The 25,011-nt window shown below is 48.4% G+C and carries 25 protein-coding genes and 2 pseudogenes; 13 read left to right on the top strand and 14 right to left on the bottom strand.

The features are described from left to right. The first annotated feature begins 16 nt into the window (after window positions 1-16). The 4 genes from pilB to coaE all read left to right on the top strand — a co-directional run bounded on the left by pilB (window position 17) and on the right by coaE (window position 4,372). Window positions 17-1,678: a type IV-A pilus assembly ATPase PilB gene (gene pilB / locus L0B52_RS04970; protein WP_409202322.1), complete on the top strand. Its 1,662-nt coding sequence runs from the start codon at window positions 17-19 to the stop codon at window positions 1,676-1,678. A gap of 76 nt (window positions 1,679-1,754) precedes the next feature. Next, window positions 1,755-2,909 carry a type II secretion system F family protein gene (locus L0B52_RS04965; protein ID WP_235063644.1) on the top strand — a complete coding sequence of 385 codons (1,155 nt, stop codon included), beginning with the start codon at window positions 1,755-1,757 and terminating at the stop codon, window positions 2,907-2,909. Then, on the top strand, window positions 2,909-3,760 hold the full coding sequence (locus tag L0B52_RS04960) for an A24 family peptidase (RefSeq protein WP_235063643.1): 852 nt from the start codon (window positions 2,909-2,911) through the stop codon (window positions 3,758-3,760). Before L0B52_RS04965 ends, L0B52_RS04960 begins: the two co-directional genes overlap by 1 nt. A gap of 12 nt (window positions 3,761-3,772) precedes the next feature. Continuing rightward, window positions 3,773-4,372, top strand: coding sequence for a dephospho-CoA kinase (gene coaE, locus L0B52_RS04955; RefSeq protein WP_235063642.1), 600 nt, complete (start codon window positions 3,773-3,775; stop codon window positions 4,370-4,372). Here the strand turns inward: coaE and L0B52_RS04950 are convergent, their stop codons facing one another. Then, window positions 4,373-5,638: an acetyl-CoA C-acyltransferase gene (locus tag L0B52_RS04950; protein ID WP_235063641.1), complete on the bottom strand. Its 1,266-nt coding sequence runs from the start codon at window positions 5,636-5,638 to the stop codon at window positions 4,373-4,375. Window positions 5,639-5,734: 96 nt separating this feature from the next. On the opposite strand from L0B52_RS04950, the gene aroG reads away from it, so the two are divergent. Next, entirely contained in the window at window positions 5,735-6,793 is a 1,059-nt protein-coding gene (aroG, locus tag L0B52_RS04945) for a 3-deoxy-7-phosphoheptulonate synthase AroG (protein WP_235063640.1), read from the top strand. Between the two features lie 27 nt (window positions 6,794-6,820). Here the strand turns inward: aroG and L0B52_RS04940 are convergent, their stop codons facing one another. Together L0B52_RS04940 and L0B52_RS09690 are read right to left on the bottom strand one after the other, a co-directional pair. Beyond that, a complete protein-coding gene (locus L0B52_RS04940) occupies window positions 6,821-7,468 on the bottom strand; it encodes a histidine phosphatase family protein (RefSeq protein ID WP_235063639.1) in 648 nt (215 codons plus the stop codon). Between the two features lie 44 nt (window positions 7,469-7,512). Next, window positions 7,513-7,650 (bottom strand): annotated as a pseudogene (locus L0B52_RS09690) (NINE protein); the annotation flags it as partial. A gap of 234 nt (window positions 7,651-7,884) precedes the next feature. Between L0B52_RS09690 and groES the strand changes: the two are divergent. Together groES and groL are read left to right on the top strand one after the other, a co-directional pair. Further along, window positions 7,885-8,172, top strand: a complete 288-nt coding sequence (gene groES, locus L0B52_RS04930; protein ID WP_235063637.1) for a co-chaperone GroES — start codon at window positions 7,885-7,887, stop codon at window positions 8,170-8,172. A gap of 46 nt (window positions 8,173-8,218) precedes the next feature. Next, complete coding sequence (gene groL / locus L0B52_RS04925) at window positions 8,219-9,877, top strand: chaperonin GroEL (protein ID WP_235063636.1); 1,659 nt, start codon at window positions 8,219-8,221, stop codon at window positions 9,875-9,877. A 78-nt stretch (window positions 9,878-9,955) separates the two neighbouring features. Here groL and ilvD read toward each other — a convergent pair whose 3' ends face one another. The 3 genes from ilvD to ppa all read right to left on the bottom strand — a co-directional run bounded on the left by ilvD (window position 9,956) and on the right by ppa (window position 13,551). Beyond that, entirely contained in the window at window positions 9,956-11,818 is a 1,863-nt protein-coding gene (ilvD, locus tag L0B52_RS04920) for a dihydroxy-acid dehydratase (RefSeq protein ID WP_235063635.1), read from the bottom strand. 150 nt (window positions 11,819-11,968) lie between these two features. After that, the gene (locus L0B52_RS04915; protein WP_235063634.1) at window positions 11,969-13,015 is read right to left on the bottom strand and encodes an HRDC domain-containing protein; all 1,047 of its coding nucleotides are present in this window, start codon (window positions 13,013-13,015) and stop codon (window positions 11,969-11,971) included. A 2-nt stretch (window positions 13,016-13,017) separates the two neighbouring features. After that, complete coding sequence (gene ppa / locus L0B52_RS04910; protein WP_235063633.1) at window positions 13,018-13,551, bottom strand: inorganic diphosphatase; 534 nt, start codon at window positions 13,549-13,551, stop codon at window positions 13,018-13,020. 191 nt (window positions 13,552-13,742) lie between these two features. Here ppa and L0B52_RS04905 point away from each other — a divergent pair, with 191 nt between their 5' ends. After that, the gene (locus L0B52_RS04905; protein ID WP_235063632.1) at window positions 13,743-14,216 is read left to right on the top strand and encodes a hypothetical protein; all 474 of its coding nucleotides are present in this window, start codon (window positions 13,743-13,745) and stop codon (window positions 14,214-14,216) included. 9 nt (window positions 14,217-14,225) lie between these two features. Here the strand turns inward: L0B52_RS04905 and L0B52_RS04900 are convergent, their stop codons facing one another. Beyond that, on the bottom strand, window positions 14,226-15,137 hold the full coding sequence (locus L0B52_RS04900; protein WP_235063631.1) for a LysR family transcriptional regulator: 912 nt from the start codon (window positions 15,135-15,137) through the stop codon (window positions 14,226-14,228). Between the two features lie 178 nt (window positions 15,138-15,315). Here L0B52_RS04900 and L0B52_RS09640 point away from each other — a divergent pair, with 178 nt between their 5' ends. Continuing rightward, the gene (locus L0B52_RS09640) at window positions 15,316-16,224 is read left to right on the top strand and encodes a tetratricopeptide repeat protein (protein ID WP_311195326.1); all 909 of its coding nucleotides are present in this window, start codon (window positions 15,316-15,318) and stop codon (window positions 16,222-16,224) included. 118 nt (window positions 16,225-16,342) lie between these two features. On the opposite strand, the gene L0B52_RS04885 is transcribed toward L0B52_RS09640, so the two are convergent. From L0B52_RS04885 to dtd, 3 genes are all read right to left on the bottom strand, one after another. Beyond that, entirely contained in the window at window positions 16,343-16,849 is a 507-nt protein-coding gene (locus L0B52_RS04885) for a hypothetical protein (protein ID WP_235063630.1), read from the bottom strand. Window positions 16,850-16,909: 60 nt separating this feature from the next. Then, entirely contained in the window at window positions 16,910-17,329 is a 420-nt protein-coding gene (locus tag L0B52_RS04880; RefSeq protein WP_235063629.1) for a hypothetical protein, read from the bottom strand. A 62-nt stretch (window positions 17,330-17,391) separates the two neighbouring features. Next, window positions 17,392-17,829, bottom strand: coding sequence for a D-aminoacyl-tRNA deacylase (gene dtd, locus L0B52_RS04875; RefSeq protein WP_235063628.1), 438 nt, complete (start codon window positions 17,827-17,829; stop codon window positions 17,392-17,394). Window positions 17,830-17,901: 72 nt separating this feature from the next. Here dtd and pyrB point away from each other — a divergent pair, with 72 nt between their 5' ends. From pyrB to L0B52_RS04855, 4 genes and pseudogenes are all read left to right on the top strand, one after another. Beyond that, on the top strand, window positions 17,902-18,954 hold the full coding sequence (pyrB, locus tag L0B52_RS04870) for an aspartate carbamoyltransferase (protein WP_235063627.1): 1,053 nt from the start codon (window positions 17,902-17,904) through the stop codon (window positions 18,952-18,954). 3 nt (window positions 18,955-18,957) lie between these two features. Beyond that, window positions 18,958-19,296, top strand: a complete 339-nt coding sequence (gene glnK / locus L0B52_RS04865) for a P-II family nitrogen regulator (protein ID WP_235063626.1) — start codon at window positions 18,958-18,960, stop codon at window positions 19,294-19,296. Window positions 19,297-19,299: 3 nt separating this feature from the next. Beyond that, the gene (gene ybaK / locus L0B52_RS04860) at window positions 19,300-19,767 is read left to right on the top strand and encodes a Cys-tRNA(Pro) deacylase (RefSeq protein ID WP_235063625.1); all 468 of its coding nucleotides are present in this window, start codon (window positions 19,300-19,302) and stop codon (window positions 19,765-19,767) included. A gap of 181 nt (window positions 19,768-19,948) precedes the next feature. After that, a pseudogene (locus L0B52_RS04855) lies at window positions 19,949-21,336 on the top strand (sodium-dependent transporter). Window positions 21,337-21,380: 44 nt separating this feature from the next. Here L0B52_RS04855 and L0B52_RS04850 read toward each other — a convergent pair. The 4 genes from L0B52_RS04850 to hutG form a co-directional block, all read right to left on the bottom strand. Beyond that, window positions 21,381-22,196 carry a Cof-type HAD-IIB family hydrolase gene (locus L0B52_RS04850; RefSeq protein ID WP_235063623.1) on the bottom strand — a complete coding sequence of 272 codons (816 nt, stop codon included), beginning with the start codon at window positions 22,194-22,196 and terminating at the stop codon, window positions 21,381-21,383. A gap of 159 nt (window positions 22,197-22,355) precedes the next feature. Next, on the bottom strand, window positions 22,356-22,535 hold the full coding sequence (locus L0B52_RS04845; RefSeq protein ID WP_311195325.1) for a hypothetical protein: 180 nt from the start codon (window positions 22,533-22,535) through the stop codon (window positions 22,356-22,358). Between the two features lie 13 nt (window positions 22,536-22,548). Further along, the gene (gene hutI, locus L0B52_RS04840; RefSeq protein WP_235063622.1) at window positions 22,549-23,889 is read right to left on the bottom strand and encodes an imidazolonepropionase; all 1,341 of its coding nucleotides are present in this window, start codon (window positions 23,887-23,889) and stop codon (window positions 22,549-22,551) included. Window positions 23,890-23,936: 47 nt separating this feature from the next. Next, entirely contained in the window at window positions 23,937-24,995 is a 1,059-nt protein-coding gene (gene hutG / locus L0B52_RS04835) for a formimidoylglutamase (protein ID WP_409202321.1), read from the bottom strand. Window positions 24,996-25,011: the final 16 nt, after the last annotated feature.

The following is a 25,011-nucleotide window of genomic DNA, read 5'->3' as shown; positions in this document are numbered from 1 at the left end:
TCAAATAGTTTCTTATATGGTGCAGCATAAAATCTGTACGCCTGAGCAAATTCGCGAATCGCAAGTCAGTGCACAAAAGAAAAAAGCGAACTTTTTGCAACAGCTGATCAGCGATGGTTTGCTCGATGCAAATCGCCTGTCGGAAATTAACCGCGATGTGTATAACTTGCCGCAGGTGATGTTGCGTGAAATGGATATTCGCCGGGAACTGACTGCGCAATTTAAAGAAACTGCGGTGCGTAAACACATGGCGCTGCCGGTCTATCTTAATAGTGGACGGCTGTTTTTAGCCACGTTTGATCCGGCAAACCGCATGATGCTCGATGAGTTTAAGTATCAGGGTAATTTTACGTCTGTCGAGCCAGTGGTGGCGAATATGGACGTGATTGAGGCGCTGATTGAAGAGCATTATGCCGGTGTCGGTGGTATGGATCGGATGTTCGATGATGAAGAACAGGACGTCGATATCGAGGCAATCAGCGATGCTTTGGGCGCGCTTGATGGCGAAGAAGAAGCACCAGTGGTGCGTTTTGTGACCGGTATGCTGCTTGATGCCATCCGCACTGGGGCGTCAGATTTACACTTTGAGCCGTATGAACAAACCTACCGAGTGCGCTTTCGTCGCGATGGGGTGCTGCAAGAAGTTGCTGCGCCGCCGCCGAGTATTGCCAACCGGATTACTGCACGTTTGAAGGTCATGGCGGATTTGGATATCGCCGAAAAACGCGTGCCGCAAGACGGGCGCATTAAGCTGCAAGTTTCTGAAACCAAAGCGATTGATTTTCGTGTCAGCTCGCTGCCAACGCTCTATGGCGAAAAAATCGTTCTGCGTATTCTCGATAGCTCGGCAGCGAAGCTCGATATCGATGTGCTCGGCTTTGAACCGGAGCAAAAACAACACTATCTTGACGCGATCAATAAACCGCAAGGGTTGGTGTTGGTTACCGGGCCTACCGGGTCGGGTAAAACGGTGTCACTCTATACGGGCTTAAATTTACTCAACAAACCCACGGTCAATATTTCAACTGCTGAAGATCCGGTGGAAATCAACTTGCCCGGGATTAATCAGGTCAACGTCAACACCAAAACCGGGTTGGATTTTGCGGCTGCGCTGAAAGCATTTTTGCGTCAGGATCCCGATATCATCATGGTTGGGGAGATTCGTGATATCACCACCGGCGAGATCGCGGTCAAAGCGGCGCAAACCGGGCACTTGGTGCTATCCACGCTGCATACCAATGACGTGCCGCAGACGATTGCGCGCTTGGTTAATATTGGCATTCCTTCGTATAATATTGCCGCCAGCGTCAATTTGATTATGGCGCAGCGTTTGGCGCGGCGTTTATGTTCCTATTGTAAAGTACGCGACCGTAAGCACCATCATGACGAGCTGATTGCGCTCGGTTTCGAGGAAGAAGAGGTCGATGATTTGCGCATCTATACCGCTAAAGGATGTGAGCGGTGCAGTTATCAGGGTTATCGTGGGCGCGCCGGTATTTATCAGGTCGTGCCGATTTCTGATGAATTGGCGGAGCTGATCTTGCATAACGCCTCAGCGAGTGATATTGAAGAGCAGTGTCAGAAAGAAGGCCATTGGGATTTGCGTCAGTCGGCGCTCAATAAAGTTAAGCAGGGGATCACCAGTATTGAAGAAATACTGCGGGTCACCAGCGACTAATAGGAGCCAGCATGGCAAGACAAAAAAAGTGCTTAAAACCTACCTTTGGAGTGGGAAAACCAAGCAAGGCAAGGTGATGAACGGCACAATGGATGCGCAAAATGATGCGATCCTCAAGGCCACACTCAGTAAACAGGGGTTGACGCATGTCAGCGTAAAAGAAAAGCCTAAGCCGATTTATGAAAGTAAGGGGCGGATTAAATCTAAAGACGTGCTCTTCTTTACCCGGCAAATGGCGACGATGTTGCGTGCGGGGATGCCCGCACTGCGCGCGCTTGATTTGGTCGGGCAAAGTATTGAAAAACCGAAAAAAATGCGCGACATGGTGTTTGATATCCATGACCGTATTCAAAACGGCGCCACCTTTGCTGAAGCACTTGCCGCCCACCCAATACAATTTGATAGCCTATACACCAGTTTGGTTGCGGCCGGTGAAGATGCGGGTATGCTAGAAAGTACCATGGACAACATTGCGCTGAACATGGAAAAAGGTGAAGCGACCAAGAAGAAAGTTAAAAAGGCGCTCACTTACCCAGCAATCGTGATGATTTTCGCAGTGGTGGTTACCGCCATCTTGTTGATTAAAGTGGTGCCGGTTTTTGCAGATTTTTTTGAATCTAATGGTGGCGAGTTACCCGCTGTCACACAAATGGTGGTCAGTATTTCTGATTTCATGGTCAATTATGGGGTATATATTTTAGTGGTTTTAGTGGCTTTGGTGGCTGCCTTTATATATGCAAAGAAACGCAATAAACGCCTTCAAGAAGGCGCCAATAAATTTGCGTTTAAAATCCCGATTATTGGTGGGATCTTAAAATGTGGGGCGAATGCGCGCTTTGCACGAACTTTGGCTACGCTGTTTAACGCCGGTGTGCCGATGTTGCGCGGCCTGTCTTCTACAGCCCCCGCCACCGGCAGCCCTATTTATGAGGCAGCAGTTTATGATATTCGTGAAAATGTGCAGAACGGTCAGCAGCTCAGTTTTGCGATGAAAAATACCAACCTGTTTCCAACGATTGCGGTGCAAATGACCGCTATTGGTGAAGAGTCGGGTAATCTCGGGGAAATGCTCGGACGGGTGGCGAATTTTTACGAAGAAGAACTCGACTGGCGTATCGATAACCTGACCTCGATGATTGAGCCGTTTATCATGGCGTTTCTTGCGGTTGTCGTTGGTGGCCTCTTGATCGCGATGTATATGCCAATCTTTAACTTAGGTTCAATGTTTTAATGTTATCCATCGAATTTTTACAAAGCGCACCAGGAATCATCTTAGTCGGTCTGCTCGGCTTGGTGGTTGGAAGCTTCCTAAACGTGGTGATTTATCGTCTGCCGCATATGATGGAACGAGATGAACAAGCTTATGCGCGCGCCGTCGTTGAAGGGGTGGATCCCTCTGAAGTTAAAGAAGGGCGTTTTAATTTGTTTTACCCGCCTTCAGCGTGTCCACATTGTGGGCATGGCATCCGTGCCTGGCAAAATATTCCCATCTTGAGCTATTTGGTGCAACGTGGTCGCTGCACCAGCTGTGGTGAGTCGATTTCATTACGCTATCTAGTGGTTGAGTTGCTGACTATGGTGCTGAGTATATTGGTGGTTTTGCAGTATCCAGAGCCGATGCAGCTCGGTTTCGCTTTGATATTTACATGGACATTGATCGCGTTAGTGTTTATCGACGCTGAAAGCCAATTATTGCCCGATATTCTCACTTTGCCACTGATGTGGCTAGGCATCATCGCCGGGCTTTTAGGGCTATTTGTTTCCTTGGAGGAGAGTGTCATTGGTGCAATGGTCGGCTATATGAGTTTGTGGGTAGTCTATTGGGCGTTTAAGCTCGTGACTGGCCGTGAAGGTATGGGATATGGCGATTTTAAGCTACTGGCTGCGCTGTGTGCGTTTCAAGGCGCGTATATGTTGCCGATTATTCTCTTTATGGCCGCGATTTGTGGGCTGATTTTTGCGCTGATTAGTCGCTTAGGTCGCGGGATACCGATGGCCTTTGGCCCTTATCTTGCCGCAGCCGGCTGGTTGGTGTTTATGTATGGCAACAGCGTTGAAGCGTTGCTTTATGGTTCGTATTAAGCGCGGCCTGCGATGATTGTTGGCTTGACTGGCGGTATTGCGAGCGGCAAAACCTTTTGCAGTGATTATCTGCATAATCAGTATGACGCGGCCGTGGTTGACGCTGATGTGATTGCGCGCGAAGTCGTGCAGCCAGGCTCAGAAGGATTGTCAGCGATTGTTACAGCCTTTGGTGCGCAAGTGTTGAACACCCAAGGTGCGCTTGATCGCGCTAAGCTACGCGCGATGATGCTTGCTGATGATGCGGTTCGTGAAGCGCTGAATACGATCACCCACCCACGCATTCGCACGCTGATGCTTGAGCGTATTGAGCAAAGTGCTGGTGCGCAGCCTTATCAAATATTGAGTGTGCCGCTACTGTTTGAAAACCACTTACACTTGCACTGCCAAGCTGTAGTGGTAATTGATGTCGATGAAGCCACGCAGCTAACGCGTGCGATGGCACGCGATGGCGCAGAAGAATCGGCAATTAGACGGATGCTCGCTGCGCAGCTTTCCCGCTTTGACCGGCTACGCCAGACAAATTTTGTGATTGATAATGGCGGTAGCCGGCAAGCAAGCGAGCAGCAATTAGATCGTTTGCACGATCAATTGCTGCTTTTGGCCAGTTAGTTAGGCTTCTTTCTTACCACCCGCGTTAGGGTTTTCAAGCAAGAATGCGCCAGCGGTTGCGCCCGCCCCACAAATACTGATCAACCCATAACGTTTACCGCTGCGTTTGAGCTCGTGAGACAGGGTGGTCATGATGCGCGCACCGGTGGCCGCAAATGGATGACCTAGGGCAATAGAACCGCCGTAGATATTGAGCTTTTCACGATCCACTTTGCCGATCGCTGGCTCTTTCCAGCCTTCTTCCCAAGCCTTGATGTTGCACAGAACTTGCCCAGCAAAGGCTTCATGGATTTCGAAAATATCGATGTCTTCTAAGGTCAAGTTTTGGCGCTTGAGCAAGCGTGGTACAGTGAGCGCTGGCGCCATCAATAATCCTTCTTCAGGTAGGATGCCTGCAAATTCCATATCTTTAATCACTGCAAGCGGGGTAAATCCATCACGCTCAGCCGCTTCACGCGTCGCGATTAAAGTGCTCGCTGCGCCATCAGTGAGTGGGCTAGACGATCCGGCAGTGATGGTGCCAGAGCCAGACTTGTCAAAAGCCGGGCGTAGTTTGGCTAGTTTTGCTAAGGTGGTGTCAGCACGGATCGTATCGTCGTGATCCAAGCCATCTAAGGCGGCAATTTCATCTTTCAGCGGGCCACGTTGTGTTGCATAAGCGGCATTTTGGTGGCTGTTAAAGGCGATTTCGTCCTGCGCTTCACGGCCAATATGCCATTCTTTGACCATGTCCTCACAGTGCTCACCCATCGACTTGCCGGTTGACGGCTCTTTCACCCCAGGGGCTTTAGGCGCAAAATGGCGCGGGCGTAATTTTAAGAACGTTTTAATCCGCTCACCAGTTGAGCGTGCAAAATTGGCGTTTAGGAAAATGCGTCGCGCGCTGTCAGAAAACATCAGCGCCGGGTTTGACATCGATTCAACCCCACCAATAATCGCGTACTCACGGTCGGTATTTTGTAGCATCCACACGCCATACTCGGCAGCAGAAAGCGCACTGATACAGTTATCATTGAGTGAAACCGCCCGAATAGAGGCCGGTAGTCCGCTTTGTAAAACGACTTCACGCGCTAAATGCGGCACTCGCGGATCAAGCACCACGTGCCCGTAGATTAATGCGCCGAGTTTTTCTGGGTCAATGCCGCTGTCCTTGACCAGCGCTTTAACGCTGTGGGTGGCGAGTTCTAGATTACTGAATTTTTTAAACCGGCCATGCGCACGAACAAATGGCGTGCGACGACCTTCGAGAATGACAATCTCAGTCATATAAAAGATCCCTTTGCGTGAAAAAACAGAATAACTCTATCATATTAAGCCCGATTGCGGTAAGTTTAACCCTTTGCATCTTCATGAGGATCAAACATGCATCAAACCGACGACGTGCGAATTAAGGATATTAAGCAATTGTTACCGCCAGTGGCGTTAATGGAAAAGTTTCCGTTGACCGCGGAGGCTGTTGAAACGACGTATCGAACGCGGCGGAGTATCCATAATATGCTGCGTGATGATGATTCACGGTTGTTGGTGATTGTTGGGCCATGTTCGATTCATGATATTCGTGCAGCACTTGAATACGCTGAGCGCTTGTTACCTTTACGCGAGCAATACCAGGATCAATTAGAGATCGTTATGCGGGTGTATTTTGAAAAGCCACGCACCACGGTTGGCTGGAAAGGGTTGCTCAACGATCCGCATTTAAATGATACCTACGCGATCAACGATGGGCTGCGTATGGCGCGCAAACTGTTGCTCGATTTAAACGAACAAGGTATGCCAGTGGCTGTCGAATACCTCGATATGATCACCCCACAATATATCGCCGATTTGGTGGCTTGGGGTGCGATTGGTGCGCGCACCACAGAAAGTCAGGTGCATCGTCAGTTGGCCTCGGGCTTGTCGTGTCCAGTAGGGTTTAAAAACGGCACCAATGGGAATGTGCAAATTGCGATTGACGCGATTGGTTCGGCGAACGCACCACATTCATTCTTATCGGTCACCAAATTTGGTCATTCGGCGATTGTTGAAACCACTGGCAACGAAGATGCGCACATTATCCTGCGCGGTGGGCGCGAACCTAATTATAGTGCGCAAGATGTTGCAGACGTTGAAGCGCAGCTCGCTAAATCTGGGTTAGCTGAAAAAATCATGATTGATTTCAGCCATGCCAACAGCCTTAAAGATCATCGCAAGCAGAAGAATGTCGCGGAGGATGTGTGTACGCAGATCGAAGCCGGCAACCAATCGATTTTTGGGGTGATGGTAGAAAGCCACTTGGTCGAAGGTAATCAAAAACTGGTTGATGGTAAGGCGGCGACCTATGGGCAAAGTATTACTGATGCCTGTATTGGTTGGGATGAAACTGTGATCATGCTTGAGCGCTTAGCAAAAGCTTCTAAAGCTCGCCAGGACGCCCAGAAATAGCGAGTGTTGCGTTAGTCAGGTTGCTGTTTAACGGGTTATAAACGCTTCCGGGGTGAACTGCGGCAAAATGCGGATCGCGGCGTCTTCACGGCCTGTTTGCCAATGCAGGCGAAATACGGCTGTGTTGTGCACTTGTGAGCCTTGGTGAAAATTCTGGAATAGCTTGAGGTGATGCGCGGTGTGCATTGGGTAGCCGAGTAAGCGCCACATCAGCAAACGAATAAACATCCCATGGGAGAATAAAACGCTGTTATCGCGGCGCTCAGCTAAGGTGTTCAAAAACTTGTTCACCCGCGTGGTAAATTCGTTAAACGTTTCGCCGTCTTCCCCACAACGTGCGTTCAAATCCGCTTTGCGCCAATAGCGCGAAGCGATCGGGCGACGCTGCTCACCAGTCATCCCTTCAACCATGCTATAACCCAGCATGTTGAATTCATTGATTAGGCCATCCTCACGTGCGTCTAAACCTAATTTATCGAGCCAGGGTTGTGCCGTTTGGCGGGTACGGATAAATTCAGAAACGATCACCTCGCTCGGCTCGATTGTTAGCCGTTCCGCGAGTTTGCGTGCTTGTTCGCGACCTTTGGTGGTTAATGGTACAACAGGGTTGGGACGCGATAGCTCGCCGATGTTAGTGGTGCTCTCTGCGTGACGGATGATATAAATCGCCGGCATTAACGGTGTCCTTGTTTGTGATGGATTTCGGTAATTTGTTCATTTAGGGTGAAAAAATACACCACGCCACTGAGGGTTTTGCCGTAATAAAAGCGGTGCGCACCAATAAAGCCAAAAATCCATAAGATATAACTTACAGCTGGGCTGTGTGAGTTTGCTGGGAGGCGGTATTGATAGCTCATCGCTACTCCAGAAAATGTGCATAGACGCATGATGCCATAAATCGCCGTATTGTATTGTGACAAAGCGGTTTGTCGATGGGTGGTCTTAGGTAAATAAAGGAGCAAAGGGAGTACCATTCTTATCATTAAATATAGTTAATCTTTCTTGAAAAAACACAGGCCGACCCGATCTAGGCTCATAGGTTTAACGCCCGGTGCGACCACCGGAATTTTTTTGATTTGAGGAGTATTTTTATGAATCTGCGTCCTTTACATGATCGTGTGATCGTTAAGCGCCAGGAAGAAGAGACTAAAACTGCTGGTGGGATTGTGCTACCAGGCAGTGCAGCAGAAAAACCATCACAAGGTGAGGTGATTGCTGTAGGTAATGGTAAAAAGCTGGATAACGGCGAAGTGCGTCCATTAGACGTTAAAGCTGGGGATAAAATCCTGTTCGGTAAATTCTCTGGCTCAGAAGTTAAGGTCAATGGTGAGGAATACATCATCATGCGCGAAGACGAAATTTTCGCAGTTATTGGTTAAGCGCAACCAACCTCATACAGAATTTTTATTTTAAGGAGTTTAGATTATGTCAGCTAAAGAAGTACGCTTCGGCGAAGAAGCGCGTAAAGAAATGCTCAAGGGCGTTAATGTGCTTGCTAATGCGGTTAAAGTCACTTTAGGTCCTAAAGGGCGTAATGTGGTGCTTGATAAAGCGTTTGGCGCACCAACCGTGACTAAAGACGGCGTTTCAGTGGCTAAAGAGATTGAACTGGAAGATAAGTACCAAAATATGGGCGCACAGATGGTTAAAGAGGTTGCCTCACAAACCAATGATGTCGCTGGTGATGGTACAACCACAGCCACCGTACTCGCGCAAGCGATCGTTACCGAAGGCTTGAAATCAGTGGCAGCGGGCATGAACCCAATGGATCTTAAGCGCGGTATTGATAAAGCGGTTGTTGAAGCGGTTAAAGCGCTGCATGACCTCTCTAAGCCTTGTGAAGATCACAAAGCGATTGCCCAAGTAGGCACCATTTCTGCGAACTCTGATCGCACCGTTGGCGACAAAATCGCTGAAGCGATGGAAAAAGTCGGTAAAGAAGGCGTGATTACCGTTGAAGAAGGTCAAGGCCTTGAAGACTCACTCGAAGTGGTTGAAGGGATGCAGTTTGACCGTGGTTACCTCTCGCCATATTTCATCAACAACCAGCAGAACCAAAACGTTGAGTTAGAGAACCCTTATATCCTTTTGCACGATAAGAAGATCTCTAACATCCGCGATTTATTACCAACCTTGGAAGCGGTTGCTAAATCAGGTCAGCCGTTGTTGATCGTTGCTGAAGACGTTGAAGGTGAAGCGTTGGCGACCCTGGTAATCAACAGCATGCGCGGTATTGTTAAAGTGGCTGCGGTTAAAGCGCCTGGCTTTGGCGACCGTCGTAAAGCGATGCTCGAAGATATCGCTATTTTGACCGGTGGTCAGGTGATTTCTGAAGAAGTTGGCATGAACTTGGAAGGCACCGAGCTCACTCAGTTAGGTAGCGCGAAGCGTGTGGTGATTGGTAAAGAAAACACTACGATCATCGATGGCGCTGGTGAAAAAGCGAACATCGAAGCACGCGTGAGTACCATTCGTGCACAAATCGAAGAATCAACTTCTGACTACGACAAAGAAAAACTGCAAGAACGCGTCGCGAAACTCGCTGGCGGTGTTGCGGTGATTAAAGTGGGTGCAGCCACGGAAGTTGAAATGAAAGAGAAAAAAGCGCGTGTAGAAGACGCGTTACACGCAACCCGTGCGGCGGTTGAAGAAGGGGTTGTTCCTGGTGGTGGTGTTGCCTTGATTCGTGCCGTAATGGCGATTGCTGATCTTGAAGGTGATAACTACGACCAGCAAGTTGGTATTGATATTGCACGCCGTGCGATGGAATATCCATTGCGTACCATCGTGCAGAATGCTGGTGGCGAAGCGGCAGTCGTTGTGGATAAAGTGAAAGCTGGTAGTGGAAACTATGGTTTTGACGCGTCAAAAGGCGAATACGTCGACATGGTTGAAGCCGGCATCATCGATCCAACCAAAGTGGCGCGTAGTGCCCTGCAAAATGCAGCATCTGTGGCTGGTTTGATGATCACCACCGAAGCGATGGTTGCAGAAGTTCCTAAGGAAGAGCATGCAGCGCCTGATATGGGTGGTATGGGTGGTATGGGTGGTATGGGTGGTATGGGTGGCATGGGCATGATGTAATCATGACCCCACCACGCTGACCCCTGTCAGTAAAGCCCCATAAACAGTTTGTTTGTGGGGCTTTTTTTTATATCCGTATTAAACGTTCTTACTGAGTGCTTGTAAACGCGCTATATCGCGCACGGCGCCTTTATCTGCGCTGGTAGCAAGTAAAGCATAGGTTTGTAAGGCAGTGCTGACTTTGCGTTCACGCGGTTCGGCCGGTTGCCAGCCTTTGGCGTCTTGTTCGCTGCGACGGCGGTTAAGCTCCGCGTCATCAACCATGAGATTAATGCTACGCTGTGGGATGTTAATCTCAATACGGTCGCCATTTTCAACCAAACCAATCGCACCACCGGCTGCTGCTTCAGGTGATGCGTGGCCAATCGATAGGCCGGATGTGCCACCAGAAAATCGTCCATCGGTGAGCAGTGCACAAGCTTGACCAAGCCCCATCGATTTAAGATAGCTGGTGGGGTAGAGCATTTCCTGCATGCCTGGTCCGCCACGCGGGCCTTCGTAACGAATAATCACCACATCGCCCGCTTGGACTTCTTTTTTCAAAATACCATTAACCGCAGCGTCTTGGCTTTCGTAAACCCGCGCGGTGCCGCTAAAGACATGGATTGACTCATCAACGCCGGCGGTTTTAACCACACAACCGTCGAGCGCAATGTTGCCAAAGAGCACCGCAAGCCCGCCTTCGCTACCATAAGCATGCGCTATATTGCGGATACAGCCGCGCTCGCGATCTTCGTCCAAGCTCGGGTAGCGACAATCTTGACTGAAAGCCTGTTGGCTCGGGATGCCGGCAGGACCGGCAAGATAAAAATGGCGTATGGCTTCCCCACCGCTCCCATCAATCAAATCATGATGGGTAATCGCTTCTTTGAGTGTACTCGCATGCACTGTTGGCAGGTCACTGAAGAGAATACCTGCGCGGTCTAGCTCGGCTAAGATATTCATAATCCCACCGGCACGGTGCACATCTTCAATATGATACGTTTCGATATTCGGTGCAACCTTACACAGCTGCGGGACTTTGCGCGACAGCGCATCGATATCAGCGAGGGTGTAGTTCACCTTAGCTTCTTGCGCGGCGGCAAGTAAGTGCAAAATGGTATTGGTTGAGCCGCCCATCGCGATATCTAGCGTCATCGCATTTTGAAACGCTTCAAATGAGGCAATGCTGCGTGGTAGCACGCTGTCATCTCCTTCATCATAATAGCGCCGGCAGTTGGCAACGATCTGTCTTGCGGCCTCGAGGAAGAGTTCGCGACGGTCAGCGTGGGTGGCAAGCAGTGTGCCATTACCGGGTAAGGATAGCCCCATTACTTCGGTTAAGCAGTTCATTGAGTTAGCGGTGAACATCCCTGAGCAAGAACCGCAGGTTGGGCAAGCGCTACGCTCGATTTCATCAACGGTTTCATCGCTCACTGTTGGGTCAACAGCCATCACAATCGCATCAACGAGATCAAGTCCATGCTCAGCGAGTTTGGTTTTGCCCGCTTCCATCGGGCCGCCGGAGACAAAAATCGTAGGGATATTCAGGCGCATCGCCGCCATCAACATCCCCGGGGTAATCTTGTCGCAGTTGGAGATACAAATCATCGCATCTGCGCAATGTGCGTTAACCATATATTCCACGCTATCGGCGATGATGTCGCGTGAAGGCAGTGAATACAGCATGCCGTCATGACCCATCGCGATCCCATCATCGACGGCGATGGTGTTAAATTCTTTAGCTACAGCGCCGGCTTTCTCGATTTCGCGCGCAACCATTTGCCCGAGGTCTTTGAGGTGAACGTGACCAGGAACAAACTGGGTAAACGAGTTAACCACCGCCACAATCGGTTTAGCAAAGTCGCTGTCTGTCATCCCGGTTGCGCGCCATAGCGCACGCGCACCAGCCATATTGCGTCCTGATGTGGACGTCTTAGAGCGATAACGATTTTTTTTCATAATAGCCTGATGATGAAAGTTAGACGATTCATTCTAGTAGAACTTGCCTGACATTAACACCACAGACTGTGATTAATAAAACAACGATTTGATGAACAATGATTTGAGAAATCGTTTTGTGTCGCTATGGCTGATTAATGCCTAGCTGCGTTAATCAACAAATAGTACCTTACGCCAGCCTTGATCAATACGGCAGTTGTTGGGTTGACCGGCACAGAAGGCGCGAAGGTTTTTCTGGGTGGTGAGTAGATCAGGATGAATGTTGAGCTTATCAGCAAGCGTTTGGCAACGATCAACCAATTCGTTGTAGCGTTGGCGTTGCTGCGCATTAAGCCGTGGGCTGCGTGGGATGATCGGATACGGTTGCTGATCAATGTTAGCGAGCCCGGCGATTAGTTCATTTTGTCGAGTAAACAACAGGTGTTTGGGTTTGAGGTGTTCGGCGAGGTCTTCGATGTGTTGCGGTGCGCTTTTGGCAATATCAACAATAATGCCATCGTCTAAAATACGCCGCCGCGGTTGGTCGTGTTCACGTGCGAGGTCTTCACGGATTTGGTGCAGCAGCGCGGCAACCGCTGTTTCTCTGCCTTTGAGCTGTGGTGCGCGACGGAGCTTATACCAAGGTTGGCTTAGTTGATGTTGCACAGCGGCGCGTTTTAACGCAGCACATTCTTCTGCCCACCAAGACAATCGCCCGAGTTGGTTGAGTTCAGCGCATAATAAGGGGTAAACACGTGCCAATAACCCAACGTCGTTGGCAGCATAATCGAGCTGTTTATTGTTCAATGGCCGTTTGATCCAGTCGCTGCGCGTGGCGCTTTTATCGACATCGATATCAAGATAATGTTTAACCAGCTCGGCGAAGCTGACGCTTAGATTGGGGTGACACAAGGCAAAACCAATTTGTGTGTCGCGAATTTGCTGCGGTAATGTGCCAGATTCCTGACGGATTAATTCCAGATCTTGGCTGCCACTGTGCATCACAATCGGCGCATTGTGCTGGTTTAAAGCCTGCCAAGGCGGGGTCTGTTCTAAGGGATCACACAAGACAGCGGTCGTTTGGCCGCTCACTTGCCATTGTACTAAGGCAAGCTGCGGATAGTAACTGCGCTCACGAACAAATTCGCTGTCGTAGAACAGCGTGCGCCGATCGGCAAAAGCGTCTTTATTTTCCGACCAACGCCACGCAGTATGCATATTTAACCTTTTTCCTGATACAGCTTCACGCTGTTTTCGATTTCGGTTATCGCTTCAGCTTTATCGCCCCAGCCGTCAATTTTCGCCCATTTGCCTTTTTCTAACGCTTTGTATTGTTCGAAAAAGTGACGAATTTGCTCAAGAGTCAGCGGGGGTAAGTCGTCTAATGATTGGTAGTGCGCGTACATTGGGCAACTTTTTTCCGTAGGCACAGCGAGGAGTTTTGCATCGCCACCTTTTTCATCGGTCATACGCAACACGCCAAGTGCGCGTGCTTCTAAAGAACAGCCTGGCATAACTGCGTGTGGGGTAAGCACCAAAACATCTAATGGATCACCATCGTCACAGAGTGTGTGCGGGATATAGCCATAATTGGCGGGGTAGAACATCGCTGTAGGTAAGAATCGATCAACAGCCAGGGTGCCACTGTCTTTATCAATTTCGTATTTGACCGGCCCAGCATTAGCAGCAATTTCAATGATGGCGTTAAATGTTTCGGGCAGATTATCCCCGGCAGGAATGTCGTTTAGGCTCATGTGTTCTCCTGTGTCCTATAAATAAGCGCGGTTATTCTATACCAATCTGGTGGGGTTATGCAGATAAACGTTTTAAAATCCTAGAAAAACCCCCTTCGTACTTGCTGATGGAAGGTATTTTTTTGATAATGCGCTAATTAGTTAGTGGCAAAAGACGCGATGGACAAGTGTGCTATGTTTTGGAGGGTGCGATGAGCGAACGAGAACCGAGCGATTTACGCCAACCTTTTACCGAGGTGCAGGCGGATTTTATTAACACTTTGCGTGAGCAGTGTCAGAGTTTGATCTTGGTGTGTGGCGAGGGAACGTTGAGCTACGCGCCGTTTATTTTTGTAGCAGGCAGCTACATCATTTTTGTCTCCGAGCTTGCTGCGCATACGCGAGGGTTGCTAGACCATGGTGGTGGGCAAATCATGCTGATTAAAGATGAAAGCACAACCGGCAATATTTATGCACGGCGGCGCTTGATTCAACGGGTGCGCGCTCAAGAAGTTGAGTGTGATAGTGAACAAGGTGCGATGCTGCTTGATGCTTTACAAGCCCGGCATGGCAAAACACTGACGCTGTTACGTAGCTTGCCTGATTTTCATCTTATTCGTCTAACGCCCACCGATGGGCAATTAGTGACTGGGTTTGGCAAAGCGTTTAGCGTACCGATTGGTTAATATTTTGTCTTAAGTTTCAGCGTGTTTCTGGCTATGCCATTTGAGCACTGCCTGACGAAAACGCTGCGCCTGTGGGGTAAGAAATTTACCGCGGCGCTCAATTAAGCTATACGCCCGATGCGGGAAAAAATGCTCAAATGGACGCGCGACAATCGTATCATCATCCATCGCGCACGCCTCACTAAGGATTGCAACCCCTAGACCTTCAGCGACACACCGTTTGGCGACTTCGCTGCTCGAAGCTTCAAGGGCGATGTGATAGCTGATTTCATTTTGCGCAAAGATCACTTGCAGCATCTGCCAGGTATAAGAATGGCGTGGCGGGACAATCAACGGATAGCGCGCTACATCGCGCAAGCTGACATTAACCTTACGGGTTAAGCGGTGATCAATAGGCAGCACCAACATAGTTGGAAAATCATAGATTTCTGTTTGTCGCAGACGGGTGTCTTCTTCCATCAAACTGCCGATGGCAAAATCAACTTCATCGTTGAGTAATAGGTCGGGGATATTGCTGGCAATCGTTGCGCTTAAGGACAATAAAATGCCGGGGTGGCGTTTTTTAAAAAAAGCCGCAATTTCCGGCATAAAGTTGAGCAAAACCGCCTCACTCGCAGCCACACGCACCTCGCCATCGTCGATATTACCAATCGCATCAGCAAATGAATCGGGGATGTTTTGCAGGCCATCAAGCAGCGGCACAACCAAATCATAAAATATTTTGCCGGCCGGAGTGAGGATCACTTGGGGGCGTTTACGCTCAAATAACACGCAATCGTATTCTTTTTCTAAGCGTGAAATCGCCATAGATATGGCAGGTTGAGACAGGCCCAACAGATTGGCTGCGCGAGAGAAACTGTGTTCTTCGGCGGCAATGCGGAAGATACATAACGGTTTGAATAAATCTCTTTTAAGTTCCATGCTAATAGATTATCTACACTGTATCAGCTCAGCTTATACATAAATGCGGATGGAAACAATCTTTTGCTATGTAGCGGGCTGGCGACGGCGTTTTTGTCTGTAGTATTGCTTTGATGTCTTTAGGATAAAATGGCATGATGTTTAATAGATAACGAATCTATTTATTCAGGGAAAAAATATGAAGAGCATTAATAAAGTGGTGGTGTTTTTATTGCTGCTGTGTTTTACGGGCGCGGCATTAGCAGATGATACATTTAATACGACTAAAATCAGCGCTGAAGCTGGAAATGCTGAGGCACAGTTTAATCTTGGTGAGATGTATTTTTATGGACAAGGCGTCGCGCAAGATAATGAAGCAGCGGTGAATTGGTATCGAAAAGCGGCAACGCAGGGGTATGCTGAAGCACAAACTAAGCTTGGCGAAATGTATAAATTCGGATTCGGCATCGCGCAAGATGATGAAGCGGCAGTGAATTGGTATCGCAAAGCGGCAGAACAGGGGAATGCTGAGGCACAAACTCTTCTTGGTGTTATGTATGCTCTGGGAAGAAGTGTTGTGCAAGATGATGAAGCGGCGGTGGTTTGGTTTAGAAAAGCGGCGGAGCAGGGATATGCTGAAGCGCAAACAAAACTTGGTGAAATGTATGAACTTGGATTCGGAGTTGTGCAAAATCATGAAGAAGCGGTGTATTGGTATCGCAAAGCGGCGGAGCAGGGGGATATCAATACACAATTAGGGCTCGGTTCGAAGTATGAACTTGGATTCGGCGTTACGCAAGATTATGGAGAAGCGGTGTATTGGTATCGTCAAGGGGCTGAGCAGGGAAATGCTTTGGCACAAATCTATCTTGGTGTCATGTATGAGGAGGGAAAAGGTGTTGCGCAAGATGACGTAGCAGCGGTGGGATGGTTTAGAAAAGCGGCTGAACAGGGGTTTCCTTTGGCGCAAACCAAACTTGGTGTCATGTATGCGGAGGGAAGAGGTGTTGCGCAAGATGATGAAGCAGCGGTGTATTGGTATCGAAAAGCGGCTGCTCAAGGGTATGCTGAAGCTCGTCGTATGCTTGACTCGCTAGGCGAAAAGTAATCCACCTATAGTGTACACAGAGCATAGAAAACCGCCACCTTTGAACAGAACTCCATAAGTTGGATGTAACTGATGGGGTTTTTATACGATTTTTCTTCGCTATGTCGCTGGTTAGTGACTATGTTTGATTTGAACACAGCAGTTCGGCGACGCGTTTGCTATAGGCATTATCGTACCAGTTCAGCGATTCAAGTGAAGTGCCTTCTGGTGGGGTGTTGGCTTGGCGCTCACTTTGGCAGTCAAAGATAATCGACAAACTGTGTGCGCTCATACGGCGTTCAAAAAAATACAAACGTGCCTGCACCAGATTTGGGTGATCGGTAACCGGTGTTTGGCTCGTGGTATCTAAGGTGACGAATTTGAGCACTGGTGGGCGCCAAGTCGACCATGGTTTGTACCATGAAGGCTGGGCGACTTTTGCCACCACTTTACTTTCTTCTGGTAGTAGTGATTGGGTGTGCGAAAACCAGGTATATTCGCTATAAATTTGAAAAGTGAGCATCCCTATGCCGGCAGCGGCAGGAATAAATGCTTTCGATAGTCCTTTGAATAAAAAGCGTAAGCCAATCACAATGCCGGCGCCGCCAACACCGGCGATCAATGTCGCAATCAGTTCCCAAATCATGCGTTCGGGCCGCCTTGATTAAAATCGTCTTCGGCAGTTTGCTCAGGTGATTGCTCGGGTTCAGCGGTCTTTTTTGCGCCGGTGATAAAGGATGAACATGATGATTAACACCACCAAGCCGATCTTGCCACCAATACGATCCATCAAAGGGATTTTTGCTTGGTCGTTATCCCAGGAAGTATCTAGGTCAAGTTCTTTAGCAATCCCTAATAAATCCGTTTTACTAATATCTAAGTATTCTTCATCTGTTCCAAGATAGCCACAATAGCGCTCATTATAATTCCACAAAGGGATGAAAAAAATATGCGCTTGTCGGTAGCAATACCCAACATCGACATATTCGCCAGATGCCAGCTGGAGCTCGAATGTATCGGGCCAATCAGCCACTTGAACGATTTTATCCGCTGTACCGTAAATCGCGTGTGCAGAAAGGCTATACGTACTCAAGAAAATAATCAGTAGGGTGGCAAGGCGCTTCATAACATTCCTTTAATGATCGCTGAAGGTCTTAGTGTATCAGCATCGTGGATTTGATGGCGAACTTATGTTTGTAGCCAAAATGTGACGGGTCCGTCGTTGACCAGACTGACTTGCATATTCGCGCCGAATTCACCGGTGGATACGTGTTCATAGAGCGATTGGGTATGCGCACAAAAGCGGGCAAAAAATGCTTCGGCTTCCTGAGGTGGCATCGCAGGATCAAAGCCAGGACGGTTGCCTTTTTGGGTGTTCGCTGCGAGGGTGAACTGCGAGACCAGCAGCAATTCGCCACCACTTTGCACAATATTGAGGTTCATTTTGTCCTCATGATCGGCAAACAGACGATAGCTGAGTAGTTTGTTGGCTAATTTTTCGGCGTTGGCCCAAGTGTCGGTTTTTTCGATACCGATGAGGGCGAGCATACCGTGTTCTATCTCGCTGACGGTGCGGTTTTCCACATGAATAGCCGCTTGGTTGACGCGTTGGATCAGGGCAATCATAGAATCCTCTTGCTAATTGTTGCGCCTCATTATGGCATAATGCGCATAATATTCTGGATAAGGAATTCTGTTATGTCGTTCGTTGGTCGTCATGTGTTATCGATTGACCCTTTTAGTCGTGCGGATTTAGAAGCGCTACGCGCCTTAGCTACTCGTCTTGAACCAGTAGCGCAACGCAAAGTGCGTTGCCATGCGCTTGAAGGGGCGGTACTTGCGAATTTGTTTTTTGAGGCGAGTACGCGTACGCGTATGAGTTTTCACACCGCTTTTTCGCGCTTAGGTGGTAGCGTGTGTGACACGACCGGCTTTACCTTTTCCTCAATTTCTAAAGGGGAGTCGCTCGCCGATACTGCGCGGGTGATTGCCGGGTATGCTGACGCGATTGTTATGCGTCATCCCGAGCAGGGTTCAGTGGCGCAATTTGCCGAGCATATTCAAGTACCGGTGATTAATGCTGGTGATGGCGCGGGCGAACATCCGAGCCAAGCGTTGCTTGATTACTACACCATCAGCGCTGAATTTGATCGTTTGGGCAAAACCATCGATGGTATGACGATTGCCATGGTTGGCGATTTAAAACACGGACGCACGATCCACTCTTTGAGCAAATTGCTCGCGTTGTTTGAGCGCATAACCTTTCATTTTATCGCCCCGCATGCCCTGCGCGCCCCCGATGCATTGGTGGAAATGTTACGCGAGAAGGGCCATACCGTGACTATCTTTGATAGCGTAGGTGCGGGAATTGCTGATGCTGATGTGCTTTATGCCACCCGTATTCAGAAAGAACGCTTTGGCACAGAAGAAGCGCCAGAAGGGTATAGTGAGCAATTTCGCATTAATCGTCAAACCATTGATCGCTACGCACCTAGCGATGTGGTGATCATGCATCCATTACCACGCGATAGTCGTGAAGGGGCGTTTGATTTAGCGACCGATCTTGATAGCGCACCACAGCTGGCTATTTTCCGCCAAACCGATCACGGCGTGACCATGCGGATGGCTATTTTTGCTGCGGTACTCGGTGTGGCGGATAATATCGAGCAGTATTTCAGCGAACAACGCGGCTTCCGTCCGACGCGCTATAGCGAGCTGGACGCGCCTTTTTACACATTGAATAAGGATTAAACCATGAAAATGATAACCGCGATTATTAAGCCATTTAAACTCGATGACGTGCGCGAAGCGCTTGCCGATGTTGGTGTACAAGGGGTGACGGTGAGTGAAGTTAAAGGTTTTGGCCGACAAAAAGGGCATACCGAGCTTTATCGTGGCGCGGAATATGTGGTGGATTTTTTGCCGAAGCTTAAATTGGAGATCGCAGTTGGCGATGGGCAGGCCGATGAGGTGGTGCGTGCGATTCAACAGGCGGCACATTCCGGGAAAATCGGCGATGGAAAAATTTTCGTCAGTCCGCTTGAGCAAGTCGTGCGCATTCGTACCGGTGAATTGGACGATGAAGCCATTTAACGCGTGACACCGGCGATTGATTTATGTCGCGCGCAAGGCGTGACGATAACCATTCATGAATTTACCCATGACCCGAGTAACCGCCATTTTGGCGAAGAAGCGGCTAGTGCGCTCGGTGTTGATGCCGCGCAAGTATTCAAAACGTTGATGGTTAGCGCTGGAGCACAGCAGTTTGCGCTCGCCATTGTGCCGGTGAGTGGTTCGTTGGATTTGAAAAAAATGGCCAGCGCGATGGGTGTTAAAAAAATCAGCCTGGCTGAGGCAAAAACAGCGCAATCTCGCAGCGGCTACTTATTAGGCGGTATGAGTCCACTCGCGCATAAACGCCCTTGTGCACTCTATCTTGATCAGCAGGCCAAGAATTACCACACCATCTTTGTCAGCGGCGGTCGGCGTGGTCTGGATATTGAACTCACCCCACAAGATTTACTCACTTTGAGCGAAGGTGTGTGGGCTGATATTGCTCAATAGGGTATCTTGTTAGTTTTATCCTCTAGTCTTCCAAGGGGATTTTTGCCATAAATACAGCATATAAATATTGCTAATTGTTTAATTTTTTGCCATAATTTCGCACTTTTTGGCGGTTTTAAGTGCTGGTCGTTAGGCGCGTTTGTGCGCAACGATTGGTTAAGAAGGGAGATAATCGATGACAATGAATCATAAACATAGCCACTCACAGTGGAGTAGTCGCCTAGGCTTTGTCTTAGCAGCGGTTGGCTCTGCTGTTGGCCTGGGCAATATTTGGAAATTCCCTATATGATTGGTGAAGGCGGTGGCTCAGCGTTTGTCTTCACCTATTTACTGTGTTTGGCGTTGGTCGGCTTTCCGATCTTGGTTGCCGAATGGTTGATCGGCCGTCGCGGACAAACCAACCCGATTGCGGCGATGAAAAAAGCGGCCGAAGAGAATTTACAACCAAAGATATGGTTTTTGGTCGGCGCGAGTGGTGTGATAGCTGCGTTCCTGATCTTATCCTTTTATAGTGTGATCGGTGGTTGGGCACTCAACTATATTCTTCAGTCAGGTACAGGTACTTTTAATGGCATCAGTGGGGAAACTGCTGGTGATCTGTTTGCTAACTTGCTGGCTAACCCTGCCGAAATGCTGATTTGGCATACGGTTTTTATGATTATGACCGTAGCCATTGTTGCTTTAGGGGTGGCCAGTGGCTTGGAGCGTGCTGCCAAATTACTGATGCCGTTGCTGGGTATTTGCCTGTTTGTGTTGGTGGGCTATGGCTTTACCAACGGCGGGATGAGCCAAACCATCGACTACCTCTTCTCGCCTGACTGGAGCAAAATCAATCAGAAAGTGGTGCTTGATGCGATGGGACAGGCGTTTTTCACGCTTTCTTTGGGGATGGGGGTTATGCTGAGCTATGGCTCATATTTAGGCAAAGAAGTGAACCTGTTACGCACCGCTGGCGTTGTGATTGTGATGGATACTGTAATTGCCATCGCTGCCGGGTTGGCGATTTTCCCAATTGTTTTTGCTAATGGTCTAGAGACTAATCAAGGACCCAGTCTAATCTTCATCACTTTGCCAATTGCCTTTGGCCAAATCAGTGGCGGGGTCATTTTAGGCGCGCTCTTTTTCTTATTACTGACCTTTGCGGCGATCACTTCAGCGATGTCACTGATGGAACCAGTGGTTGAATTTTTAGAGGAAAAAACGATCCTTAATCGTGCGATGAGTACGTTAACCTCTGGGGTGGCGATCTGGGCACTGGGTGTGGCGGCGTTGTTGTCACAGAACCGTTGGGCCGATATTAAACTATTCGATTTGGATATCTTTGATTTCTTGGAAAAATTCACCTCGAATATCATGCTGCCACTCACCGGCCTCGCAACGATTATTTTCTTAGGCTGGTTTATGCGTCAGCAAAGCATCAAACAGGAGTTGAATTTAAACGGCTTTTGGTGGGCGCTTTGGCAGCTAGTGGTGAAAGTGATTGCGCCATTGTCTGTGGTGTTAGTTTTCGCCGGTCAAATTGGCATACTCGATCAAGTTTGGCAATGGCTCGCTGGACCCGTTCAATAATCTGTTCATTATCTGTAAAAAGGGGTGATGTTGATCACCCTTTTTTATTTATTTAGCACACCTAGGTCGTATAAAGCGTTGGCGATGCCGTGTTCTTCGACTGTACCAGTGATGTAGTTCGCAGCTGCTTTCACAGGATCACGCGCATCGCCCATTGCCACTCCAAAGCCCACCGTTTGCATCATTTCAATATCATTAAAACCATCACCAAAAGCCATCGTGCGTTCTAAAGGGATATTCATCGCGGCGCAGACATCGCGTATGCCGCGCGCTTTAGCGCCATTGGTATTGAGTACATCGGTACAGTACTGATGCCAGCGTATCAGGTCGAGGTTTGGCGCAATCGCTTCATCATCTACCAACGCTTGAGTCTCTGCTTCGTCGGTAAACAACAACATTTGATAAATCGGGTTGTTTAGCGCGTAATCTGGGTCAATATGCTGACCGCTAATGCCGTCTAACACCGCGTCGATACGTGAATGATCTGTAGATAGCGCTACTGCATCAGGCGCAATCGCGGCATAAGCAAAATCGCGCTTACGCAGTAGTGTGATCAATCGCTCAACCATGGCAGGATCAAGCGGATGATGCGATAGGGTGACGCGCTCGCCGTCGTCAAAACGACAGTTATATTGGCCGTTAATGCTAATCAACGTATCCATAATCCCGCTGGTAAACAGGTGATTAATGTGCGGTGGTAAAATAACTTGTGCACGACCAGTGGCGATCGCAGTATGAATCCCGCGCTCATGTAAGGCTTTAATCGCATCAACGGCAGATTCGGGCATATACTGCGTTTTTTTACGGTGCAGGGTTTCGTCGATATCGAAAAAAACAATTTCAGGCGTCAGTGGTTTCATAATGCCCTAGGCTCAAAAACCTCAGTATATCGCAGGTAATGACCTATGAAAGCGGGATGACAGCCTGTTCATGGTTAAAGGTTCAGTGAGATTAACGCGCTGCACGAATTATGCTATAAATCCGGCAGCGCAGGGTTTACTAATAATACGAATGGCGTTTTATACGGCTTCTATCGCCATAGCAATCCCTTGTCCAACGCCAACACACATCGTAATCAAGGCCTTTTGGCCTGGTTTACCACTGATGTCGTGTAGGGCACTCCCTGCAAGGCGTGCTCCAGAAGCACCAAGTGGGTGGCCAAGCGCGATTGCGCCACCATTAGAAGTGGAGATCCCCAAATTTTTGCTGTGATTAACGCCACTGCCCTTGAACCATAGTACCTCCAATAGGATTTAGTCCTATCTGATAGGCAAGATCGGCAGGGCGGGTGATATCCCATAATGCCAAATCAGCATCGCAGCCTATTTCTATTTTCCCTTTTTTGTCCAGACCTAAGGCTTGTGCTGCATAAACCGTTGCACCTGCCAACACTTCCTCAGGCGTAAGATAAAATAGTGTACAGCCCATATTCATTGCTAGTAATAAAGAGGTGAGTGGTGAGGTGCCTGGGTTGCAATCTGTTGAAATTGCTATCGGAACTTTATGCTTACGTAGCGCACCAATTGGTGGCAGCTTGGTATCACGCAGGGTATAAAAAGCACCTGGTAAGAGCACGGCAACTGTGCCGCTATTTGCCATTTTTTTGATGTCATTTTCAGTTAAGTGCTCAAGGTGGTCGCTTGATAGTCCTTGATATTCTGCGACTAAAGCACTAGCACCTATGTTCGATAGTTGTTCGGAATGTAGTTTTATTGGTAGAGAAAGTGATTGTGCTACATCGAAGACTCGCTTAATTTGCTTACTACTGAAAGCGATATTTTCACAAAAACCATCGACCGCATCAACCAAGCCTTCATTATGCAAAATAGGCAACCACTGGCAGACTTGTTCAATATAGTCGTTGGCACGTTCTTTGTATTCAAGAGGTATGGCATGGGCCGCTAAATATGTTGTACTGACATGGATGTTGTGCTTACGGCCAAGTGCACGGGCAACTTTTAGCATTTTTCTTTCAGTATCAATATCTAATCCGTAACCAGATTTAATTTCGATACTGGTTACGCCTTCTTGAATGAGTGCAAGTAGGCGTTTCTCACTTTGATGAAATAGTGCTTCAAAGTCAGCTTCTCGAGTGGCACTGACCGTTGCAATAATGCCACCGCCTTGTGCGGCAATATGTTGATAGCTGGCGCCATGCAGTCTCGCTTCAAATTCATTGCTGCGGTTGCCCCCATAAACAATATGGGTATGACAATCTATGAGCCCGGGTGTTACCCAGTTGCCATCAGCGTCTGTGATTTGATTATTATTATAATGAGAGAGGTACGGTGCGATGTGCTGGTGTGTGCCAATCCATGCAATTTTACCGTCTTTGATGCCCACAGCAGCATTTTCCATCTGACCGTAAGGTGTAACGGGTACTGCTGTGTTACCTGCTATGGATGAGTTATTATTTTCACTATCTGCATGGGTGCTCGCATGAATGTTAAAGCCATAATGTGCTGAAAATGTTGCGAGGTGTGCGTTGATGATGATGTGATCAAAAGATGTAATATGGGAGTCGTCAAGTACCTGGGTACCAGAGTTTTTCATCGTAAGCTCCTGCTTAATATCAGTAGTCAGATAAGCATGTAAATTTATTATACAGTCAATAAGTGCTGCTCAATAACAGTTGCTAGTAGGCGGGCGGCCACTTTACAACTGCGTCCATCAATATCAAAGGTTGGGTTGATTTCTGCAATATCAACTACCTTTACTTTATTTGATGCCATAATAAGTTTGATAGCGCGTTCAACGAAACTAAGCTCAATGCCGTACGCTGCTGGTGCACTGACGCCAGGAACGACACTGGCAGGTAAACAGTCCATATCAATGGTTAAGTAGAGCGCATCAACTTTGTTAATAAAGGTTTCTATTTGAGTTGCAATATTTTCCCAGGTTTTATTTGTGCAATCTTCGTCACTGATCATTTCTATGCCTAACTGGCTAGCTCGATCAAAGAGAGCCACAGTGTTGGAAAATCGGCTGACACCGATGCAACAATAATTAAATGACTGATTCTCGCCTTTGAGATGTTCGGCAATTTGGCGAAATGGGGTACCAGAGGTTGCAACATCAGATTGGCGAATATCTAGGTGAGCATCAAAATTAATGATCCCGATAGTGGGCATTGTATTGATATTATTATCGGTATTGCAGGTGCTATTGGTAGGATTGGTTTTTGCTGCTAACAGCGCTTGCCATAACCCCAGAAAACTACCATAAGCAATGGCATGCCCACCGCCAAGTCCAATAGGTAGACTGCCTTGCTGAATAGTATGGCTCACTTTATCAGCATATAGTTTTTGCGCCTGTTCGAGAGCATGTTCAGCAAAACCATTATTATCTTCACAGTGAATGTCACCGATATCGCCTAGTAGGGTTTGCAATGTATCATCAAAGCGTTGCTGTAGATTCGCAGTAACGGGCAGCGTTGCAAATGCCTGACGAATCAGAGGAGGTGCGGCTTTGGCGCCCACACGCCCTTGATTACGTTTAACGCCCTGATCACAAGCAAAGCCAATCAGCCCAATATGTTGCTGTTGATAAGGTTGTGCCAGCTGATACCAGTAACAGGCGCGAGCTGTCTCAAAATGCTCTGTGCGGCCTGTCCATCGACCCATATCAGCAGCGCTGTGGTGAACAGTCATTGTGGTCATCATTGAATCCTTTTCG

Origin of the sequence: Suttonella sp. R2A3, from assembly GCF_021513215.1 — a bacterium.
Classification (GTDB): domain Bacteria; phylum Pseudomonadota; class Gammaproteobacteria; order Cardiobacteriales; family Cardiobacteriaceae; genus JAHUUI01.
This window is presented reverse-complemented; position numbering and strand designations above follow the sequence as displayed.

Bases quoted from the DNA above. Each gene is read 5' to 3' on its own strand.
- ilvD (WP_235063635.1), bottom strand. From the start codon at position 11,818: ATGAAAAAAAATCGTTATCGCTCTAAGACGTCCACATCAGGACGCAAT.
- L0B52_RS04915 (WP_235063634.1), bottom strand. From the start codon at position 13,015: ATGCATACTGCGTGGCGTTGGTCGGAAAATAAAGACGCTTTTGCCGAT.
- glnK (WP_235063626.1), top strand. From the start codon at position 18,958: ATGAAAATGATAACCGCGATTATTAAGCCATTTAAACTCGATGACGTG.
- groES (WP_235063637.1), top strand. From the start codon at position 7,885: ATGAATCTGCGTCCTTTACATGATCGTGTGATCGTTAAGCGCCAGGAA.
- L0B52_RS04905 (WP_235063632.1), top strand. From the start codon at position 13,743: ATGAGCGAACGAGAACCGAGCGATTTACGCCAACCTTTTACCGAGGTG.
- hutI (WP_235063622.1), bottom strand. From the start codon at position 23,889: ATGAAAAACTCTGGTACCCAGGTACTTGACGACTCCCATATTACATCT.
- L0B52_RS04900 (WP_235063631.1), bottom strand. From the start codon at position 15,137: ATGGAACTTAAAAGAGATTTATTCAAACCGTTATGTATCTTCCGCATT.
- L0B52_RS04965 (WP_235063644.1), top strand. From the start codon at position 1,755: ATGAACGGCACAATGGATGCGCAAAATGATGCGATCCTCAAGGCCACA.
- L0B52_RS04850 (WP_235063623.1), bottom strand. From the start codon at position 22,196: ATGAAACCACTGACGCCTGAAATTGTTTTTTTCGATATCGACGAAACC.
- aroG (WP_235063640.1), top strand. From the start codon at position 5,735: ATGCATCAAACCGACGACGTGCGAATTAAGGATATTAAGCAATTGTTA.
- L0B52_RS09640 (WP_311195326.1), top strand. From the start codon at position 15,316: ATGAAGAGCATTAATAAAGTGGTGGTGTTTTTATTGCTGCTGTGTTTT.
- dtd (WP_235063628.1), bottom strand. From the start codon at position 17,829: ATGATTGCCCTGATCCAACGCGTCAACCAAGCGGCTATTCATGTGGAA.
- hutG (WP_409202321.1), bottom strand. From the start codon at position 24,995: ATGACCACAATGACTGTTCACCACAGCGCTGCTGATATGGGTCGATGG.
- pyrB (WP_235063627.1), top strand. From the start codon at position 17,902: ATGTCGTTCGTTGGTCGTCATGTGTTATCGATTGACCCTTTTAGTCGT.
- L0B52_RS04960 (WP_235063643.1), top strand. From the start codon at position 2,909: ATGTTATCCATCGAATTTTTACAAAGCGCACCAGGAATCATCTTAGTC.
- ppa (WP_235063633.1), bottom strand. From the start codon at position 13,551: ATGAGCCTAAACGACATTCCTGCCGGGGATAATCTGCCCGAAACATTT.
- L0B52_RS04885 (WP_235063630.1), bottom strand. From the start codon at position 16,849: ATGATTTGGGAACTGATTGCGACATTGATCGCCGGTGTTGGCGGCGCC.
- pilB (WP_409202322.1), top strand. From the start codon at position 17: ATGGTGCAGCATAAAATCTGTACGCCTGAGCAAATTCGCGAATCGCAA.
- groL (WP_235063636.1), top strand. From the start codon at position 8,219: ATGTCAGCTAAAGAAGTACGCTTCGGCGAAGAAGCGCGTAAAGAAATG.
- L0B52_RS04950 (WP_235063641.1), bottom strand. From the start codon at position 5,638: ATGACTGAGATTGTCATTCTCGAAGGTCGTCGCACGCCATTTGTTCGT.
- coaE (WP_235063642.1), top strand. From the start codon at position 3,773: ATGATTGTTGGCTTGACTGGCGGTATTGCGAGCGGCAAAACCTTTTGC.
- L0B52_RS04940 (WP_235063639.1), bottom strand. From the start codon at position 7,468: ATGCCGGCGATTTATATCATCCGTCACGCAGAGAGCACCACTAACATC.
- L0B52_RS04880 (WP_235063629.1), bottom strand. From the start codon at position 17,329: ATGAAGCGCCTTGCCACCCTACTGATTATTTTCTTGAGTACGTATAGC.